The 17671-nt window shown below is 35.2% G+C and carries 14 protein-coding genes; 3 read left to right on the top strand and 11 right to left on the bottom strand.

Annotated elements, in window-relative coordinates; translation table 11 throughout:
* Window positions 1-60 precede the first annotated feature (60 nt).
* From LNP27_RS04920 to LNP27_RS04910, 3 genes are all read left to right on the top strand, one after another.
* Window positions 61-1803, top strand: coding sequence for a DUF4091 domain-containing protein (locus LNP27_RS04920; protein WP_229943418.1), 1743 nt, complete (start codon window positions 61-63; stop codon window positions 1801-1803).
* Between the two features lie 85 nt (window positions 1804-1888).
* Window positions 1889-3994, top strand: coding sequence for an arylsulfatase (locus tag LNP27_RS04915; protein ID WP_229943417.1), 2106 nt, complete (start codon window positions 1889-1891; stop codon window positions 3992-3994).
* A 199-nt stretch (window positions 3995-4193) separates the two neighbouring features.
* Complete coding sequence (locus LNP27_RS04910; RefSeq protein WP_229943416.1) at window positions 4194-5765, top strand: sulfatase; 1572 nt, start codon at window positions 4194-4196, stop codon at window positions 5763-5765.
* 242 nt (window positions 5766-6007) lie between these two features.
* Here LNP27_RS04910 and LNP27_RS04905 read toward each other — a convergent pair whose 3' ends face one another.
* The 11 genes from LNP27_RS04905 to LNP27_RS04855 form a co-directional block, all read right to left on the bottom strand.
* A complete protein-coding gene (locus LNP27_RS04905) occupies window positions 6008-7378 on the bottom strand; it encodes an NADH-quinone oxidoreductase subunit N (protein WP_229943415.1) in 1371 nt (456 codons plus the stop codon).
* Window positions 7379-7390: 12 nt separating this feature from the next.
* The gene (locus LNP27_RS04900; RefSeq protein ID WP_229943414.1) at window positions 7391-8833 is read right to left on the bottom strand and encodes a complex I subunit 4 family protein; all 1443 of its coding nucleotides are present in this window, start codon (window positions 8831-8833) and stop codon (window positions 7391-7393) included.
* An 8-nt stretch (window positions 8834-8841) separates the two neighbouring features.
* Window positions 8842-10725 (bottom strand): NADH-quinone oxidoreductase subunit L, encoded by a 1884-nt coding sequence (gene nuoL, locus LNP27_RS04895; RefSeq protein ID WP_229943413.1) that lies wholly within the window; start codon window positions 10723-10725, stop codon window positions 8842-8844.
* Between the two features lie 6 nt (window positions 10726-10731).
* On the bottom strand, window positions 10732-11052 hold the full coding sequence (gene nuoK, locus LNP27_RS04890) for an NADH-quinone oxidoreductase subunit NuoK (RefSeq protein ID WP_229943412.1): 321 nt from the start codon (window positions 11050-11052) through the stop codon (window positions 10732-10734).
* A gap of 1 nt (window position 11053) precedes the next feature.
* The gene (locus LNP27_RS04885; RefSeq protein ID WP_229943411.1) at window positions 11054-11593 is read right to left on the bottom strand and encodes an NADH-quinone oxidoreductase subunit J family protein; all 540 of its coding nucleotides are present in this window, start codon (window positions 11591-11593) and stop codon (window positions 11054-11056) included.
* Complete coding sequence (locus tag LNP27_RS04880; protein WP_229943410.1) at window positions 11593-12138, bottom strand: NuoI/complex I 23 kDa subunit family protein; 546 nt, start codon at window positions 12136-12138, stop codon at window positions 11593-11595. Before LNP27_RS04880 ends, LNP27_RS04885 begins: the two co-directional genes overlap by 1 nt.
* A gap of 110 nt (window positions 12139-12248) precedes the next feature.
* On the bottom strand, window positions 12249-13301 hold the full coding sequence (gene nuoH, locus LNP27_RS04875; protein ID WP_229943409.1) for an NADH-quinone oxidoreductase subunit NuoH: 1053 nt from the start codon (window positions 13299-13301) through the stop codon (window positions 12249-12251).
* Between the two features lie 3 nt (window positions 13302-13304).
* Window positions 13305-14348: an NADH-quinone oxidoreductase subunit G gene (locus LNP27_RS04870; protein ID WP_229943408.1), complete on the bottom strand. Its 1044-nt coding sequence runs from the start codon at window positions 14346-14348 to the stop codon at window positions 13305-13307.
* A gap of 84 nt (window positions 14349-14432) precedes the next feature.
* Window positions 14433-15800: an NADH-quinone oxidoreductase subunit NuoF gene (gene nuoF, locus LNP27_RS04865; protein ID WP_229943407.1), complete on the bottom strand. Its 1368-nt coding sequence runs from the start codon at window positions 15798-15800 to the stop codon at window positions 14433-14435.
* A 1-nt stretch (window position 15801) separates the two neighbouring features.
* Window positions 15802-16332, bottom strand: coding sequence for a complex I 24 kDa subunit family protein (locus LNP27_RS04860; protein WP_229943406.1), 531 nt, complete (start codon window positions 16330-16332; stop codon window positions 15802-15804).
* Window positions 16333-16429: 97 nt separating this feature from the next.
* Window positions 16430-17668: an NADH-quinone oxidoreductase subunit D gene (locus LNP27_RS04855; RefSeq protein WP_229943405.1), complete on the bottom strand. Its 1239-nt coding sequence runs from the start codon at window positions 17666-17668 to the stop codon at window positions 16430-16432.
* Window positions 17669-17671 lie beyond the last annotated feature (3 nt).

Below are 17671 nucleotides of genomic sequence, written 5' to 3'. Positions count from 1 at the left end.
TCAAGCAAAAGCGATTAATCACTTTATTTGAGTAAAATATAGTAGTAACAATTAGTACCTATGAGAGAAAAAATTATATGGATTTTCATATCCCTTCTTATGTTATCAAATGCAAATGCACAGGATATAAGCCTTCAATTGCAAAAAGTACCCGTTTTTGATACGGTAGCACAAGCCGCAAAATGGAACAGTATGAAAAGCAAAGTTGGCGTTACTTTTGCCAATAGCAATATCCGTTACACTCAAGATGTTTTTCCTGAAATCAAACAGGAAAATAATTTGACGCTTACCGCTTGGAAAGGAGAAAAACTGAATGCACAACTTTTAGTTTGGGCCAAAACTACTGTCCCTTCTATTAAAGTAGCGATAAGCGATTTGAAATCAACTAATGGAAAACTAATATCTAAAAGCAATACCAGCGCTGGATTTGTTGATTATGTAATAACGGATGAATTCGTGGCGGGCTGTGGCTTACGTAAACCAGAAGATTTTGCTTCGTCATTAGTTGCTGATCCCATCAATACCATTGCGACAACGGCGACTTTAAAGGCAAATAATGTTCAACCTATTTGGTTAAGTATTAAAATTCCATCAAATGCTAAACAGGGCGATTATGTTACTACCATTACCGTTAATGCAGATAAAATTTACCAGTTAAAACTTACCGTTAAAGTACTAGAAAGAACATTACCTGCTCCATCGCAGTGGTCATTCAATCTTGATTTTTGGCAGCATCCCGCAGCCGTTGCAAGAGTGCATAATGTGGAGTTGTGGAGTGATGTGCATTTTGACTTAATGAAAAAATACTATACCATGCTAGCCGACGCAGGTCAGAAAAATATAACAGCAAGTATTGTAGATGAACCTTGGGGACATCAAACCTATGATGATTATCCAAGTCTTGTAAAATGGACCAAAAAGAAAGATGGTAGCTGGATGTATGATTATAGTTTATTTGACAAATATATTTCGTTTGTAATGAGCTGCGGAATCAATCAACGCATCAATTGTTATAGTATGGTTCCTTGGAAAATTGCCTTTCAATATTATGATGAGAATTTGGGCAAGAACACTACGTTTACAGGAGCAATTGGTTCTGACGAATACAATGTTTTTTGGACTTCAATGCTTAAAGATTTCACCAAACACCTTAAACAAAAAGGATGGTTTTCAATAACTGCAATTGCAATGGATGAGCGTCCTATGCCCGCTATGCAATCCGTTATCAAACTTTTGAAACAAGTAGACCCCGAGTGGAAAATTACATTAGCTGGAGAATATCACCCTGAAATAGAGCAAGATATTTTTGATTATTGCATCGCTTCCTATCACAGTTTTCCAGATGCTATATTGAAAAAGCGTCAGCAACAAGGTAAGATGAGCACATGGTATACCTGCTGTGTCGAGAAATATCCAAATGGATTTACGTTTTCACCAGCAGCAGAACACGTATGGCTCGGTTGGTACACCGCCGCAAAAAATATGGATGGTTATTTGAGATGGGCTTATAACAGTTGGCCAAAAGAACCGTTGAAAGACAGCCGATTTACAGCTTGGCCCGCAGGAGATACTTTCCAGGTGTATCCAGGACCACTATCTTCTATCCGTTTTGAAAAACTGATTGAAGGCATTCAGGATTTCGAAAAAATAAAAATCCTAAAAGAAGAGTTTAAAAAAGAAAGTAAAGAGAAAGAATCAAAAGCATTAAACGCTGTTTTAATGCAATTTGAAATTGAAAAGTTATCGAAACAAAGTGCCGAAGAAATGGTTGCAAAAGCAAAACACATTTTGAATACTTTGTAACTAAAAGAGCGTCCGATTATATAAATACGCACTAATCTAATACGGTCACTTTATTACTTTTTAAAACTGTCAAAAAACTTAAAATATGAACAATACAGTATTCAGTCGTTATTTTATTGTAGTAGCATTTTCACTATGCAGTTGTTTACAATTAACTGCCCAAAACAAACGTCCTAATATTATCTATATTCTTGTGGATGATATGGGGTACGGCGATATTGGAGTGTTTTTTCAAAACCAACGTATGAAGAGTGATGATCGCTCAAAACCATACCAAATCACTCCCTATTTAGACCAAATGGCTGCTACGGGAGCAATATTTACACAACAATATTGCAATGCTCCAGTTTGTGCGCCTTCAAGAGGATCTTTATTAACGGGAGTAAATCAAGGAAATGCACATGTTCGAAACAATCAATTTGATAAAGCACTCGAGGACAATCACACCCTTGGTACAGTTTTAAAACAAGCTGGTTACCAGACTATGGCAATTGGAAAATGGGGATTACAAGGAGTGGCAGAAACAGGTCCATACTGGCCAGCTCATCCCTTGAAAAGAGGATTTGATTCGTATTACGGTTACATACGGCACATGGATGGCCATGAGCATTATCCGTACGAAGGTATTTATCGAGGCAAAAAAGAAGTCTATGATAATTACGTAAATGTAGCGGATGGATTGGCTAAATCGTACACTACAGATTTGTGGACGGCTGTTGCCAAAAAACAGATAGTAGAGCATTCTGAAGGAACAACTGCTGATAAACCTTTCTTTATGTATCTAGCTTACGATGCACCACACGCCGTTTTAGAATTACCTACACAAGCTTATCCAGCGGGATTAGGCTTAAATGGAGGGGTGCAATGGACCGGTAAAAAAGGCGAAATGATAAATACGGCTTCTGGCGTTCCTGATAGTTTTGTATATCCTGAGTATGCGGCCGCAACTTATGATAACGATAATAATCCAGCTACAGCAGAAATTTCCTGGCCAGATACTTACAAGCGTTACGCTACTGCGAATCGTCGTATTGACGATGGAGTTGGTGATATTTTACAATTATTGAAAGATCTAAAAATTGAAGAAAATACTATAGTAGTTTTCTCTTCTGATAATGGTGCTTCAAATGAAGCTTATCTTCCAGCACCGTTCGTAGATTACAAATCAACATTTTTTGCAAGTAATGCTGCTTTTGATGGCATCAAGAGAGATGTTCTTGAAGGAGGTATTCGTATGCCTGTTTTAGTAAATTGGACTAACCGCATTCAAGCAGGCAAAGTTATTAATACGCCCTCAATGTTATCGGATTGGATGGCTACTTTTTCGGATATTGCCGGTATTCCAGCTCCTGCAAGAACAGATGGCGTTTCATTATTGCCTTCTTTAACCGCTAAAGGAAAACAAAAAGAAACTCTAGTATATGTAGAATATGAAGGAGAAGGTAGAACACCTAATTACAAAGAATTTGACCCAACGCATAGAAACAAAAAACGTGGGCAACAACAATTAATCCGATTTGGAAATTATAAAGGCGTTCGTTACGATATTAAATCTGCTGAAGATAATTTTGAAATTTATGATGTAGTAAATGATCCAAGAGAAATCAATAATCTAGCATCAAAACCTGGTTTTGAAAAAATGCAGCAACAAATGAAAGCTTCAGTTTTACAACTGAGACATGCAGATGTTGAAGCTCCTCGACCTTATGATACTGCTTTAATTCCTGCATTGATAGTGTCAGGTAAAATTTACCACGGAGTAGTACAACAATTTTTTGAAGGTGATTTCCCATGGGTAGCTGCTGTAAAAGATTTAAAAGCCAAGGAACAAAAAATTACGAAAACAATTAATGATAATTCTCAAACTAATAAAAAGGGAATGTTTCTTTACACCACTTTCGTAAAAGTACCAAAGGATGGAAAATATAGTTTTTCGATGAATACATCTTCTAAGGCTTTTGTTCGTTTGCATGATGCAAGCCTTTTTGATGCTGATTTTGGGTATCAACCCGGCACAGAATTATCTAAAGAGGTATTTTTGAAAGCAGGATATCATCCAATCTCAGTTTATTTATTAAAGAAATCCGCTGCACAAGAAACAATCGACCTAAAATGGAAAACATCATCAGCAACAGAATGGAAAAACTTAGACGGAAATGATTTATTTCAATTAAAAAAAAGAGTAAAATAATTACTGTAAAAGTCTGATAGGAATTGTATGAATTAACAATAATGCAGACTTTACGGACTTATACACAGTCTCTATAAATTAAGAATTTGTGAAACTGCAACAATTATATGTTCGTGCAAGTCTTTGAAATTCGTGACTACTTCTTTTCAAAACCAGTTGATTAGTGGCCAAGTATAAAAAATTTATAATCTAATACAAAATGAAAAAAAACAGTACCAACTTATCTAGAATAAAGCAATTGTGTCTATGCGTATTGACCACATTTGTATTTTCTGGAGGAGCTTTTGCGCAAGCATCAAAAAAACAAACACAATCCAGACCAAATATTATTGTTTTTATGGTCGATGATATGGGCTGGATGGACACTTCTCTGCCTTTTGGAGAAAGTGCAATGCCATTAAACAAACGCTACCATACGCCAAATATGGAACGATTGGCAAGAGAAGGCATGAAATTTACCAATGCTTATGCGCAACCAGTTTGTACACCAACAAGAGTTAGTATGTTAACTGGAATGAATTCTGCTCACGCAAAAATTACAAATTGGACTTCCCCTGCAAAAAACAACCCTACAGATGCTGCAGACAGTCAGTTTTCATCATCTGAGTGGAATTACAACGGATTAAGTCCTGTACCAGGAATCCCTCATACGCAATACGCCACTACTTTTCCACAACTATTGAAAGATACAGGATATTTTACAGTTCATGTTGGTAAAGCACATTGGGGCTCAGCAGGAACTCCCGGAGCTAATCCTATGAACTTGGGCTTTATTGTTAATATAGCAGGTCATTCTGCTGGTCATCCGCAAAGTTATTTATCAGAAGATTTTTACGGTAATAAACCAGGAAAGGGAAGTTGGCAGTCGGTTCCCGATTTAGAAGAGTACTACGACACAGGCACTTTTTTGACCGATGCACTTACTAAAGAAGCGATTAAAACAATAGAAAAACCTATAAATGACAGACAACCTTTCTACTTAAACATGGCGCATTATGCGATACATGATCCTATAATGGCAGATCCTCGCTACCACCAAAAATATGTAGATGCAGGATTAGATCCAATTGAAGCAAAATATGCCAGTCTTATCGAAGGAATGGATACTAGCTTAGGTGATATAATGGATTATTTAGTATCTAAAAAGGCAGATAAAAATACTATTATTATTTTTATGAGTGACAACGGTGGTTTAAGTACAATACCGCCAAGAGGTGGCAAAGAACACACTCAAAATCTACCACTGAAAGCTGGAAAAGGCTCAGTAAACGAAGGTGGAATAAGAGTGCCAATGATTGTAAAATGGCCAAGTGTAACCAAACCAGCAACAATTGCAAACCAGTATGTGATTATTGAGGATTTCTTCCCTACTCTACTGGAAATGGCAAAAGTACCTAAGTATAAAACCATACAATCTATCGACGGAAAAAGTTTTTTGCCTATTTTAAAAAATGCCAACTTCAAAGATGATAGTAGGAGTTTAATTTTTCATATTCCAAATAAGTGGACTGCGGTCGATGGGCCTGGTATCAACTATCAAAGTGCTATTAGAAAAGGAGATTGGAAAATGGTTTACGATATGCGTGACCAATCTAAGCAATTGTATAACTTACAAACTGATATAGGCGAAAATAATGATGTGGCAGCGCAAAATCTAGAAGTTGTGAAAACTCTATCTAGAGATCTAGGCACACAATTACGCCAATGGAAAGCAACTATGCCAATAGATAAAAAAAGTAATACAACTGCACCGATGCCTGACGAGAATTAGCAGAAGGTAATTTACACAGAACTTATATCTGAAAGGTCTTAGCGTTTACTAAAATGCTAAGACCTTTTCCGTTTGTATTCATATTTCATTTGTTACTTGTGAATAAACATTAGTAAATACCCAATTGACATTACATCTGTAGTTTAAAGTACAATCACAACCATTTAGAAAAACTGTAAACCAAAAAAAAAAACCATTCGCAGGAACGAATGGTTTGATTTATATAATTGTGGTCTATACTATTATGCCAATAAATCAAGTACTACCGAAGGAAACAATCCTAAAGCGATATTCAAGACAATGGCTATAACTGCAACTGCATAAATAACAAATGGAGTTGCTTTTCTTTCTTCATTTGGTTCTTTAGTGTACATTGCCAAGATCAACTTGAAATAATATCCAACACTTATTATAGAATTGATGACTGCTACAATCACTAAAGCTAGGTAACCAGCCTCGATTGTTTGACTAAACAAGACCAATTTAGCGAAGAATCCAGCAAAAATAGGAATACCTGCCATAGAAAGTAACGAAGCCGTTAAAATAGCCGCTAACAAAGGGTTGTTTTTTCCTAAACCGTGGAAATTTACAATATCTTCATTGTCTCGATTTTTACAAACATAAATAATTACACTGAAGGCTGCAATTCCAGATAATGCATACGCAGAGGCGTAATACAATAAACTTCCCGCTGATGTTGACAAACTTAACAAAGTCATTAACATAAAACCTGCATGTGATACACCTGAAAAAGCAAGCATACGCTTTACATTAACTTGACGTAACGCCATAATATTACCAATTGTCATAGATGCCATAGAAATAATCACAATCACTATTTTGAATGACTCAGAAATATCAGCATTCATTACTGATAATAATTGGCACAATGTTGCCATAGCCACCACTTTTACTAATGTGCTCATCAATGCTGTAGTCATTGTTGGAGAACCTTCATAAACATCTGGTGCCCAAAAGTGAAAAGGAACAGCAGCAACCTTAAATAACATTCCTATAGTCAATAACACAATTCCTATTGGGAACCATACCGGCAATTCAGCAGATTGAGACATTGCGGCAATATCACTAACGTTAAAGCTTCCCATTGCACCGTAAATCATACAAATACCAAATAGAATAATCCCTGAAGCGAACGATCCCATTAGGAAATACTTCATTCCAGCTTCATTACTTTTTAGATTCAAACGATCACTTGCTGCAAGCACGTAAAGCGCAATAGATAATACTTCTATTCCTAAAAAGAACATCGCTAAATTTCCGAAAGAAACCATTGCTACAGCTCCTGAAAGTAAAAATATTTTTATTGCCATATAATCTGAAATCTTAGATTGATGATTTTCATAAAAGTTACCACTTAAAGAAACTAAGAAAATAGTAAGCACTATAAACAATGAAGAGAAAGCAGTTGAAAATTTACTTACAACAATCATATTGTTATAGTAACTCTCTGTCGAATTAAATTCAGATATAGTTAAACCAAGAACGGCTAACAACCCAACGATTGTTAAAGGCACAATGGCTTTAGTCAAATTGAAAATTTCAAGTAAAAGGCATAAAACACCTAATCCTATTATAGCTATTAATGTATTCATTTTTTTATCTGACTAGTTAATTCTATTAATTTGATTTAAGATTTCTTCTAGACTTGGTGTGATCAAATCTATTATTGGTTTTGGATAAAGCCCAAAAAACAATAAAACAGCAATAATTGCTACTAATGTAATTCCTTCATTCATGCTTACGTCAGCAAACATTTTAGAATTAGTTTCTCCTAACATGGCATATTGAAACATTCTTAACATATAGTAAGCACCTAATATTATTGTTGTACCGCCTAGAATAGCAAACCACAGATTTACTTGTGATAAGCTATACAATACTGTAAATTCCCCAACAAAGTTAAAAGTAGCAGGCAACGAAATAGATGCCATTACCAAAATTAAAAACATCGATGTGAACTTTGGAGTCTGAGAACGAATTCCTCCCATTTCAGCAATTACTCTTGTCTCATATCTTCTATAAATGATTTCAGCAGAATAAAACAAACCAACCACTACAAATCCGTGAGCAATCATTTGCAAAACTGCACCACGCAATCCATCAATAGTTAATGTGTAAGTTCCAGCTGCAATCAATCCTACGTGCGCAAGTGAAGAATAGGCTAGTAATTTTTTTAAATCTCTTTGCTTTAAAGCTACTATCGAACCATAAATCACTCCTGCAATTCCTATAGCGATAAATACATATTTGTACTCTTCAGCAGCTAATGGCGTAAGAGGTAATTGCCAACGAATGATACTGTATAATCCCATTTTAAGCATAATACCAGATAAAAGCATGGTTCCAACAGTAGGCGCTTTTTGGTACACATTCGCTTGCCAAGTATGGAAAGGAATTAAAGGAATTTTAATAGCATACGCTAAAAAGAAAGCTAAGAATATCCAAAACTGCTCAGTTGATGATAAAGTAACTTTATATAAGTCTTCGATAAGGAAACTTCCGGATTTTTGATACAAATAAACAAATGCAATTAACATAAATAACGAACCAGCAAGTGTGTAAATAAAGAATTTAACCACTGCTTTTCTGCGTTCTTCAACATCTCCATTACCCCAAACTAACGCGATGAAGTAAATAGGAATAAGTGACAATTCCCAAAAAATATAATATAAAAGTCCATCGCTCGCTAAAAAGGTACCCACCATTGCAAACGACATGAAAAGAATAAGTGCGTAAAAAGATTTTGCATTTTTATACTGACTCTCAAAAGAAGAGAAAGTAATAATTGCAGTTAAAACCGTTGTCAATAGCACCATCGCTATTGAAAGTCCATCAGCTTTTAAAGCAAATGAAACATTAGGTTTTGAAATCCACTGACTGATGAAACTAATATTTTCACCAAGATTAAAATGATTTAATAATACGATCGAACAAGCTGCGGCAGCCAATCCAAAGAACAACGCTACTTTTGAAGCTAGTTTATCGCCTGACAGAAATGTGACTAAAGCGCCAACAAAAAGTATAATTAATATTAGAGATACATTCATAGTATATATTATTGAGCTAAAAATAAATAAGAAATAATGGCACAAAGCCCAATTACAAAGGCAAAAACATAAAGACCTATACTTCCAGATTGTAATTTCTTACCTTGATAACTTAGTTCATTAGTAACTTTCCCAAGTCCAAAAACTAAAGCAGATAAACTAGTTTCTACATAGTCTCTGAAAAATCCCGATAACACATTAATAGGTTTTACAATTATAGCATCGTAAATTTCGTCAACGTAGTATTTATTATAAAGCACTTTTGAGAATCCAGTAATCGCAGCATCTTCTGCAGGAATTGAATCTTGCTTAATGTATTTGGAGTAAGCCAAACCAATACCTACTAAACCACCAACGACTGCAATAGCCATTAATATATATTCAGTAGTCCCTAAATGATGAGCCGCTGTTGCTAATTTTGGTAAAATAGGAGTTAAATATTCATTCAACCAGCTGTTTCCAGGTAAGCTAATCAAACCACCAATAGTTGCTAAAACAGCTAAAACAATCAAAGGAAAAGTAATCAATGAAGGACTTTCATGTAAATGATTTTTTTGCTCTGCAGTTCCTCTAAATTCTTTGAAGAAGGTTAAGAACATTAATCGGAACATATAGAACGCAGTCATGATTGAAGCTACAGAACCAATAACCCAAAGAGGAATATTATGGTGGAAAGCCACTAACAAGATTTCATCTTTAGAGAAAAATCCTGAAAATAATGGAACTCCAGAAATAGCTAGAGAAGCAATAAGCATGGTTGCAAAAGTAATTGGCATCACCTTTTTTAATCCACCCATATTACGCATATCTTGTTCTCCACCTAAAGCATGAATTACAGACCCTGAACCTAAGAACAAACAAGCTTTAAAAAAAGCATGTGTTATGACATGGAAAACAGCCACTTCATAAGCACCTAATCCCAAAGCTAAGAACATTAATCCCAATTGTGAAACTGTAGAATAAGCCAAGACCTTTTTGATGTCATTTTGAACTAAACCAATTGTAGCAGCTACTAAAGCAGTAATCGCTCCTACAACCGCAATTATGGATTGAACATCTGGCGTTAAATCAAATAAGAAATTCATTCTAGTAATCATAAAGATACCAGCAGTTACCATCGTAGCAGCGTGAATCAATGCTGAAACTGGTGTTGGACCAGCCATCGCATCCGGTAACCAAGTATACAATGGTATTTGTGCTGATTTACCACAAGCTCCAATGAATAGCGCAAAAGCAGCAGCAGATAGCCAATATAAATTAAGGTCTGATGCTCCAGCAATTGCCGTTTTTAAAGTAGAGAAATCTAAGGTATTAAACATCATTCCTAGGATGAAAATCCCTATCAATAATCCTAAATCTCCTATTCTGTTCATGATAAAGGCTTTCTTAGCCGCATCATTGAATTCTTGGTTTTTATACCAAAACCCAATCAATAGGTAAGAACAAAGACCTACACCTTCCCAACCAATAAACATTACTAACAAGTTACTTCCTATTACAAGTGTAATCATGAAAAACACAAACAGGTTTAAGTATGCAAAAAAGGTATGTACCTTTTCATCGTCATGCATGTAACTGATAGAGTAAAGATGAATCAAAGACCCTATTCCCGTTACAAATAGTAACCATAAAATAGATAATTGGTCTAATAGAAAACCAAAATCAACTTTGAAATTACTGATTTGAATCCAATCAAAAAGTGAAATATAAATTCCTTCCGGTTTTGCAGCTATTGTGCCAAAGAAATAAAATGTTACGCAAAAAGAAACTGCAACAGCAATTGTCCCGATTATTCCTGACAACGTTTTCCCTAAACTTTTACCAAAAAAAATATTAATTAAAAACCCTAAAAAAGGAGCTAATAATAAGAGTAAAGATAAATTTGTATTCATTATAGTTTATCCTTTTAAGTTTTTTAAATTATCTATTGTAATCGACCCAACATTTCTAAAAATAGAAACTAGAATCGCCAATCCTACTGCAACCTCTGCCGCAGCAACAGCCATCGAGAAGAAAACGAATATTTGTCCCTCTGCATCCTGATGATAAGTAGAAAATGCTACAAACAAAAGACTTACTGCATTCAACATAATTTCAATTGACATAAATACGATAATGGCATTTCGTCTGTATAGCACCCCAAAAACACCAATACAAAAAAGTATTACGCTTAGGAATATATAATTCTCAATACCAATTTGGTTTAAAATATTATTCATATTACTTTTCTAATTTTTCTTTTTTAGACAATAAAACACTTCCAATCATTGCCACTAAAAGTAATACAGAAGCAAATTCAAAAGGAACCATGTACTCATTCAATAGCACTTTCCCTAATACTTTAATAGATTGATAATCCTCACCTGTTGCAGTATATTCACCTACAATTGGTTTTGAATTGATAAAAATGGCAATTAAAACCAAACTGATCAAAACAAAAGAAACAATAGCACCTAGTCTAGTGATTCTAGGTCTGTGCACTTCTTTTTTCTCATTCAAATTCATCAACATAATGGTAAATAAGAACAAAATCATAATCGCTCCAGAATATACGATGATATGAACTATTGCAAGAAATTGAGCGTTCAGCAAGAAATAATGTCCCGCAATTGAGAAAAAACAAATCACTAAATAAATCGCACTGTGAATTGGATTTCTACTGTAAATAGTTAAAAATGCAGTTAATAATGTTATAAATGCTAATACACAAAATATAATTTGAATAGCACTTGCATTTGCAAAATCAGGTATATGAATCATTATTTAGCGTTTTTTAATTGAGCATTTTTCATTGCGATATCTAACGGCATGACCAATTTATCTTTTCCAAAAATAAAATCTTCTCTATCATAACTTGAAGGGACAAGTAATTTAGAAGTAGTCAAATAAATAGCATCTTTTGGACAAGCTTCTTCGCATAATCCACAAAATATGCAACGTAACATATTTATTTCGTAGATAGAAGCATATTTTTCTTCTCTATACAAATGTTTTTCATCGGCACGACGCTCAGCAGCTTTCATTGTAATTGCCTCTGCAGGACATGACAAAGCACATAATCCACAAGCCGTACAATTCTCTCTTCCTAGCTCATCACGTTTCAATTGGTGTTGACCACGATATACCGGACTCATTTCACGGACCTGCTCTGGATACAAAATCGTAACTTTTCTGGTAAACAAATGCTTAATCGTGATTATCATACCTTTGACAATCGCAAGGAGATACATTCTTTCCCAAAAAGTCATGTCTTTATTAGAGACTACTTTTTTTCTTCCCGATAAGGATATACTTTCTATTGACATTTTCTATTTTTATTTGAAGCTTATTCCTGCTATCCGTTTCAATCTTTATGTCGCTATCGCAGACATAAAGGATTTCCACTATTATCAGGGCTATGGCTTTTCGGTGCTAATTAAAATCCTAAATAAACTGCTATTTCTGCTCTCAAAATCACTATTCCAGTTATAATGATATTTACAATCGCTAGTGGAATTAATATTCTCCAACCTAAATGCATCAATTGATCGTATCTAAATCTTGGAATAGTCCAACGTACCCACATATAAAGGAAAATAAAACCACATATTTTAACAAATAAAGCGCCTATTCCTATTACATTGGCAATATTTACACCCCAATTTTCTACGGCCCAACTCATTCCTGGATAGTTGTAACCACCAAAAAATAGGACAGCAAGAATGGTAGAAGAGATAAACATATTTGCATATTCAGCAAATAAATAGAAACCCATTTTCATCGAAGAATATTCTGTATGATATCCTCCAACTAACTCTGTTTCACATTCCGCTAAATCGAAAGGAGTTCTGTTTGTTTCTGCAAAAGCACAGATTAAGAAAATAAAGAATGATAATGGTTGGTAAAAAACATTCCAGTTCATTCCAGATTGTTGCGCTGAAATCTCTCTCAAACTTAAAGTACCAGTCATCATTAATAAAGCGATTAATGAAAGCCCCATTGCTACCTCATACGAAATCATTTGAGAAGCTGCACGAACTGCACCAATCAATGAAAACTTATTATTAGAAGCCCATCCACCAATCATGATTCCGTAAACTCCTATTGACATTACACCAATAAGATATAGCAACGCCACATCAATATCCGTAGCTTGAAGAATAATATCTCTTCCAAAAAGATGAAATCTATCTCCCCAAGGGATAACAGCACTTGTCATTAAAGCCGTTGTCATTGCAAGAGCAGGTCCTGTATAAAACAAAAAACGGTTAGGAGTATTTGGTTCAAATTCCTCTTTAGCAAATAATTTCAAACCATCTGCTAAAGGCTGCAAAACCCCGCCTTTTCCAGCTCTATTCGGACCAATACGATCTTGAAGCCAAGCGGCTACTTTACGTTCCGCTAGTGTAGAGTACATCGCCATTAACATTGTAACTGCAAATACAACTAAAATAATAACGCTTTTCTCTATAATTATAGTACTATCCATTTTTTAAATGTTACCATGTTTAAAATCTTCCTCTTCTTTTTTATCCAAAGGGATAGCTGGCATGCTTATTTTTTTACGGTCTTGTTCTCTACCTTTTAGGATTTGATCTTCAGTAGCAATTTCAACAGTTTCTAACTTTCTAGTATAGTTGTTTTGATTGATAACAGAATCTTTTTCAAATTCTCTTGGTCCTTCAATAGTCCAATCTGATACTTCTTTGTGATCAAAACGACATCCATTACAAATAAATTCTTCTACTTCATGAAACTCATCTTTTCTACCAGTTACACGTTGGATTTCATCACCAAACATCCAAACTGTAGTTTTTCCACAACATTTATCGCAATCTCTGTGTGCATTGTAAGGCTTGTTGAACCAAACTCTAGATTTGAATCTAAACGTTTTATCAGTCAACGCTCCTACTGGACACACATCAATCATATTTCCTGAAAATTCATTGTCAATGGCTTTGGAAATGCAAGTTGATATATTTGAATGGTCCCCTCTATCCATAACTCCATGCACACGATCATCAGTCAATTGATCTGCAACCATCACACAACGGTAGCAAAGAATACAACGATTCATGTGCAGTTGAATGTTCTCCCCTATGTTTTCTGGTTCAAATGTTCTTTTTTCTTCTATGAAACGACTTTGTGATTTTCCGTGTTCAAAACTTAAGTTTTGCAAATCACATTCACCAGCTTGGTCACATACAGGACAATCAAGTGGGTGATTGATTAATAAAAATTCAGTTACTGATTTTCTAGCTTCTTGAACTCTTTCAGAAGATTTGCTATTCACTTCCATTCCGTCCATACAACCTGTTACACAAGATGCCATTAATTTTGGCATTGGTCTTGGATCAGCTTCACTTCCTTTAGCAACTTCTACTAAACAACAACGGCATTTACCACCGCTCCCTTTTAGTTTAGAATAATAACACATTGCTGGCGGAACTACTTCTCCACCTATCATACGTGCCGCTTGCAGGATTGTTGTTCCTGGTTCTACTTCTATCGACTGTCCGTCTATTGTTACTTTCATTTATCTTTTTTGTTTTTTTAGCTTACGCTTTAAAGTTTCAGCTAATCGTGTAGAAACCATAAAATCATAAAACTTGAAACTAATTTAAACTGCCTGAATACCAACTAAATGCTTCACCTTTTCAAAAGGCTCTTCAACAAAGTGATTTCTATTTTTTATTTTTTCTGGAAAACGCACATGGTATTCAAACTCATCTCTAAAATGACGAATTGCTGCCGCTACCGGCCATGCTGCTGCGTCACCAAGCGGACAAATTGTATTCCCTTCAATTTTACTTTGTATACTCCAAAGCAAATCGATGTCTTCTTCACGGCCTTGACCATTTTCAATTCTATACAATACTTTTTCCATCCAGCCAGTACCTTCACGGCAAGGAGAACATTGACCACAACTTTCATGATGGTAAAACCTTGAGAAATTCCAAGTGTTACGCACAATACAAGATGTATCATTGTAAACGATAAATCCACCTGAACCTAGCATAGAACCTGTTGCAAAACCACCATCACTTAACGATTCATACGTCATCAAACGATCATCGCCGCTTGCTGTTTTATAAATTAAATGCGCTGGTAAAACAGGAACAGAACTTCCTCCTGGAACAAAAGCTTTCAAAGGTCTATCAGAACTCATTCCACCTAAATACTCATCAGAATTCATGAACTCGTAAACACTTAATCCTAATTCAATTTCGTAAACACCCGGATTTTTAACATGCCCAGAAGCTGAAATTAATTTAGTTCCCGTAGAACGTCCAATACCAATTTTTGCATAATCAGCACCTGAATTGTTTATAATCCAAGGCACCGTTGCAATAGTTTCAACGTTATTTACCACAGTAGGATTAGCCCAAAGTCCAGAAATAGCTGGGAATGGTGGCTTGATACGAGGATTTCCTCTTTTCCCCTCTAATGATTCAATTAATGCAGTTTCTTCACCGCATATATAAGCTCCAGCACCACAATGAACATAAAGTTCTAAATCGTAACCTGAACCTAATATATTTTTACCCAAAAATCCAGCAGCTTTTGCTTCATTAATGGCTCTTTCTAATATTTTATAAACCCACATATATTCTCCACGAATGTAGATATAAGATAGGTTTGCACCCAATGCATAACTAGAAGTAATCATACCTTCAATCAATAAATGAGGAATAAATTCCATCAAATAACGATCCTTGAAAGTTCCCGGCTCTGATTCATCGGCGTTACAAACTAAATGTCTTGGTTTTCCTGATTTTTTATCAATAAAACTCCATTTCATTCCAGCAGGGAAACCAGCTCCACCACGACCACGCAATCCCGAAGTTTTCACTTCTTCAACTACTTCGTCAGGTGTTAAGGTTTTTAATGCTTTCTCTACTGAAGCATACCCTCCGTTTGCACGGTAAACATCGTAAGATTTTATACCCGGAACGTTTATTTTATCTAATAATATTTTTTGTGACATATTATTTATCGTGTACTATTATTTTATCGTTTTTGCAATCAGCAATTAATTGGTCGATTTTCTCTTCGTTCAAATTTTCCTTGTAAAAATCACCTAATTGCATCATTGGAGCATAACCACATGCACCTAAACATTGAACACCAACTACAGTAAAATTCCCATCAGCAGTTGTTTCACCAGGATTTATTCCTAATTTTTCACAAGTATAATCCATTAAATCTTCAGCTCCATTCAAACAACATGGCGATGTTGTACAGAATTCGAACATATATTTACCAATAGGTTTTTGATTGTACATCGTGTAAAATGAAACTACCTCATACACCTCGATTGGTTTAATTTGGATAATTTCAGCCACTTTGTCCATCAATTCAAGACTCAACCAGTTCTCATGAGCATCTTGAACTTCATGTAAAACCGGCAATAATGCTGATTTTCGTTTGTCTTCAGGATAATGACTGATCAATTCATTGATGCGACTCATCAATGATTCAGTAATATTTATTTCTTGCTTGTGATACGTTCTTTCCATTTTTATTGTTTTTGCCACAAAGGCACAAAGTCAAAAATTCTTATTATTGATCAGATAAAATAAATCTGAAATCAAAAATCGTTAATCAAAAATCCTATTAAGCGTCTAATTCTCCAGCAATTACATTTAAGCTAGACAGAATTACAATCGCATCTGATAGTAATGCGCCTTTTATCATTTCTGGATACGCCTGGTAATAAATAAAACACGGTCTACGAAAATGCAATCTATAAGGAGTACGACTTCCGTCAGTTACTAAGTAAAAACCTAGCTCTCCATTTCCACCTTCTACAGGATGGTATATTTCCGCTACTGGAACTGGCACTTCACCCATCACAATTTTGAAGTGATAAATTAAAGACTCCATACTAGTGTATACATCTTCTTTTGGAGGAAGATAGTAATCAGGAACGTCAGCATGAAAATCATTCCCTTCTGGCATTTTAGCTAAAGCCTGGCGAATAATACTTAAACTCTCCCAAACTTCGGCATTACGAACACAAAAACGATCGTATGTATCTCCTGATTTTCCAACAGGAATTATAAAATCAAAATCCTCATATGAACTATAAGGCTGAGCAACACGCACATCATAATCAACTCCTGCTGCACGCAAGTTAGGACCTGTAAATCCGTATGAAATTGCTTGTTCTGCTGATATTGGACCAACATTGACAGTACGATCCATAAAAATTCTATTTCTTACAAATAGATTTTCAAATTCTTGCCAAGCTACTGGAAATTCCTCTAAAAATAAGTCTAATTTTCTAAAAGCTTCAGGAGACCAATCTCTTTCAAAACCACCAATTCTTCCCATATTTGTAGTTAAACGAGCACCACAAATCTCCTCGTAAATCTCATAAACCCTTTCTCTAAACTGGAACACGTAAAGAAATCCGGTAAAGGCACCAGTATCAACTCCTAAAATCGAGTTACATATAATATGATCCGTAATTCTTGCTAATTCCATTACAATTACCCTTAAATATTGAGCACGTTTAGGCACTTCAATATCAAGTAATTTTTCTAATGTCATCCACCAACCCATATTGTTTATAGGCGATGAACAATAATTCATACGGTCTGTAAGCGGTGTGATTTGGTAAAAAGGACGATTTTCAGCAATTTTTTCAAAAGCTCTATGAATGTAACCAATGGTTGGCTCAGCTTCTAAAATACGCTCCCCATCCATTAGCAAAACATTTTGGAAAATCCCGTGTGTCGCAGGGTGAGTAGGACCTAAATTCAAGATAGAAAGCTCGCTTCCATCATCATTTAGCTGCTCTTTCATTTTTTTAGCATATCTATGCTCTGGTGGTAATAATAGTTCTGACATTTA

This window comes from Flavobacterium galactosidilyticum (genome assembly GCF_020911945.1).
Classification (GTDB): Bacteria; Bacteroidota; Bacteroidia; order Flavobacteriales; family Flavobacteriaceae; genus Flavobacterium; species Flavobacterium galactosidilyticum.
Note: the sequence above shows the minus strand (reverse complement) of the source record. Positions and strands in the feature narration are given on the sequence as shown.

Excerpts from the sequence above, each read along its gene's own strand:
- LNP27_RS04910 (WP_229943416.1), top strand. The coding sequence starts at position 4,194 with ATGAAAAAAAACAGTACCAACTTATCTAGAATAAAGCAATTGTGTCTA.
- LNP27_RS04905 (WP_229943415.1), bottom strand. The coding sequence starts at position 7,378 with ATGAATACATTAATAGCTATAATAGGATTAGGTGTTTTATGCCTTTTA.
- LNP27_RS04885 (WP_229943411.1), bottom strand. The coding sequence starts at position 11,593 with ATGATTCATATACCTGATTTTGCAAATGCAAGTGCTATTCAAATTATA.
- nuoH (WP_229943409.1), bottom strand. The coding sequence starts at position 13,301 with ATGGATAGTACTATAATTATAGAGAAAAGCGTTATTATTTTAGTTGTA.
- LNP27_RS04870 (WP_229943408.1), bottom strand. The coding sequence starts at position 14,348 with ATGAAAGTAACAATAGACGGACAGTCGATAGAAGTAGAACCAGGAACA.
- nuoF (WP_229943407.1), bottom strand. The coding sequence starts at position 15,800 with ATGTCACAAAAAATATTATTAGATAAAATAAACGTTCCGGGTATAAAA.
- LNP27_RS04855 (WP_229943405.1), bottom strand. The coding sequence starts at position 17,668 with ATGTCAGAACTATTATTACCACCAGAGCATAGATATGCTAAAAAAATG.
- LNP27_RS04915 (WP_229943417.1), top strand. The coding sequence starts at position 1,889 with ATGAACAATACAGTATTCAGTCGTTATTTTATTGTAGTAGCATTTTCA.
- nuoK (WP_229943412.1), bottom strand. The coding sequence starts at position 11,052 with ATGAATAATATTTTAAACCAAATTGGTATTGAGAATTATATATTCCTA.
- LNP27_RS04900 (WP_229943414.1), bottom strand. The coding sequence starts at position 8,833 with ATGAATGTATCTCTAATATTAATTATACTTTTTGTTGGCGCTTTAGTC.
- LNP27_RS04920 (WP_229943418.1), top strand. The coding sequence starts at position 61 with ATGAGAGAAAAAATTATATGGATTTTCATATCCCTTCTTATGTTATCA.
- nuoL (WP_229943413.1), bottom strand. The coding sequence starts at position 10,725 with ATGAATACAAATTTATCTTTACTCTTATTATTAGCTCCTTTTTTAGGG.
- LNP27_RS04880 (WP_229943410.1), bottom strand. The coding sequence starts at position 12,138 with ATGTCAATAGAAAGTATATCCTTATCGGGAAGAAAAAAAGTAGTCTCT.
- LNP27_RS04860 (WP_229943406.1), bottom strand. The coding sequence starts at position 16,332 with ATGGAAAGAACGTATCACAAGCAAGAAATAAATATTACTGAATCATTG.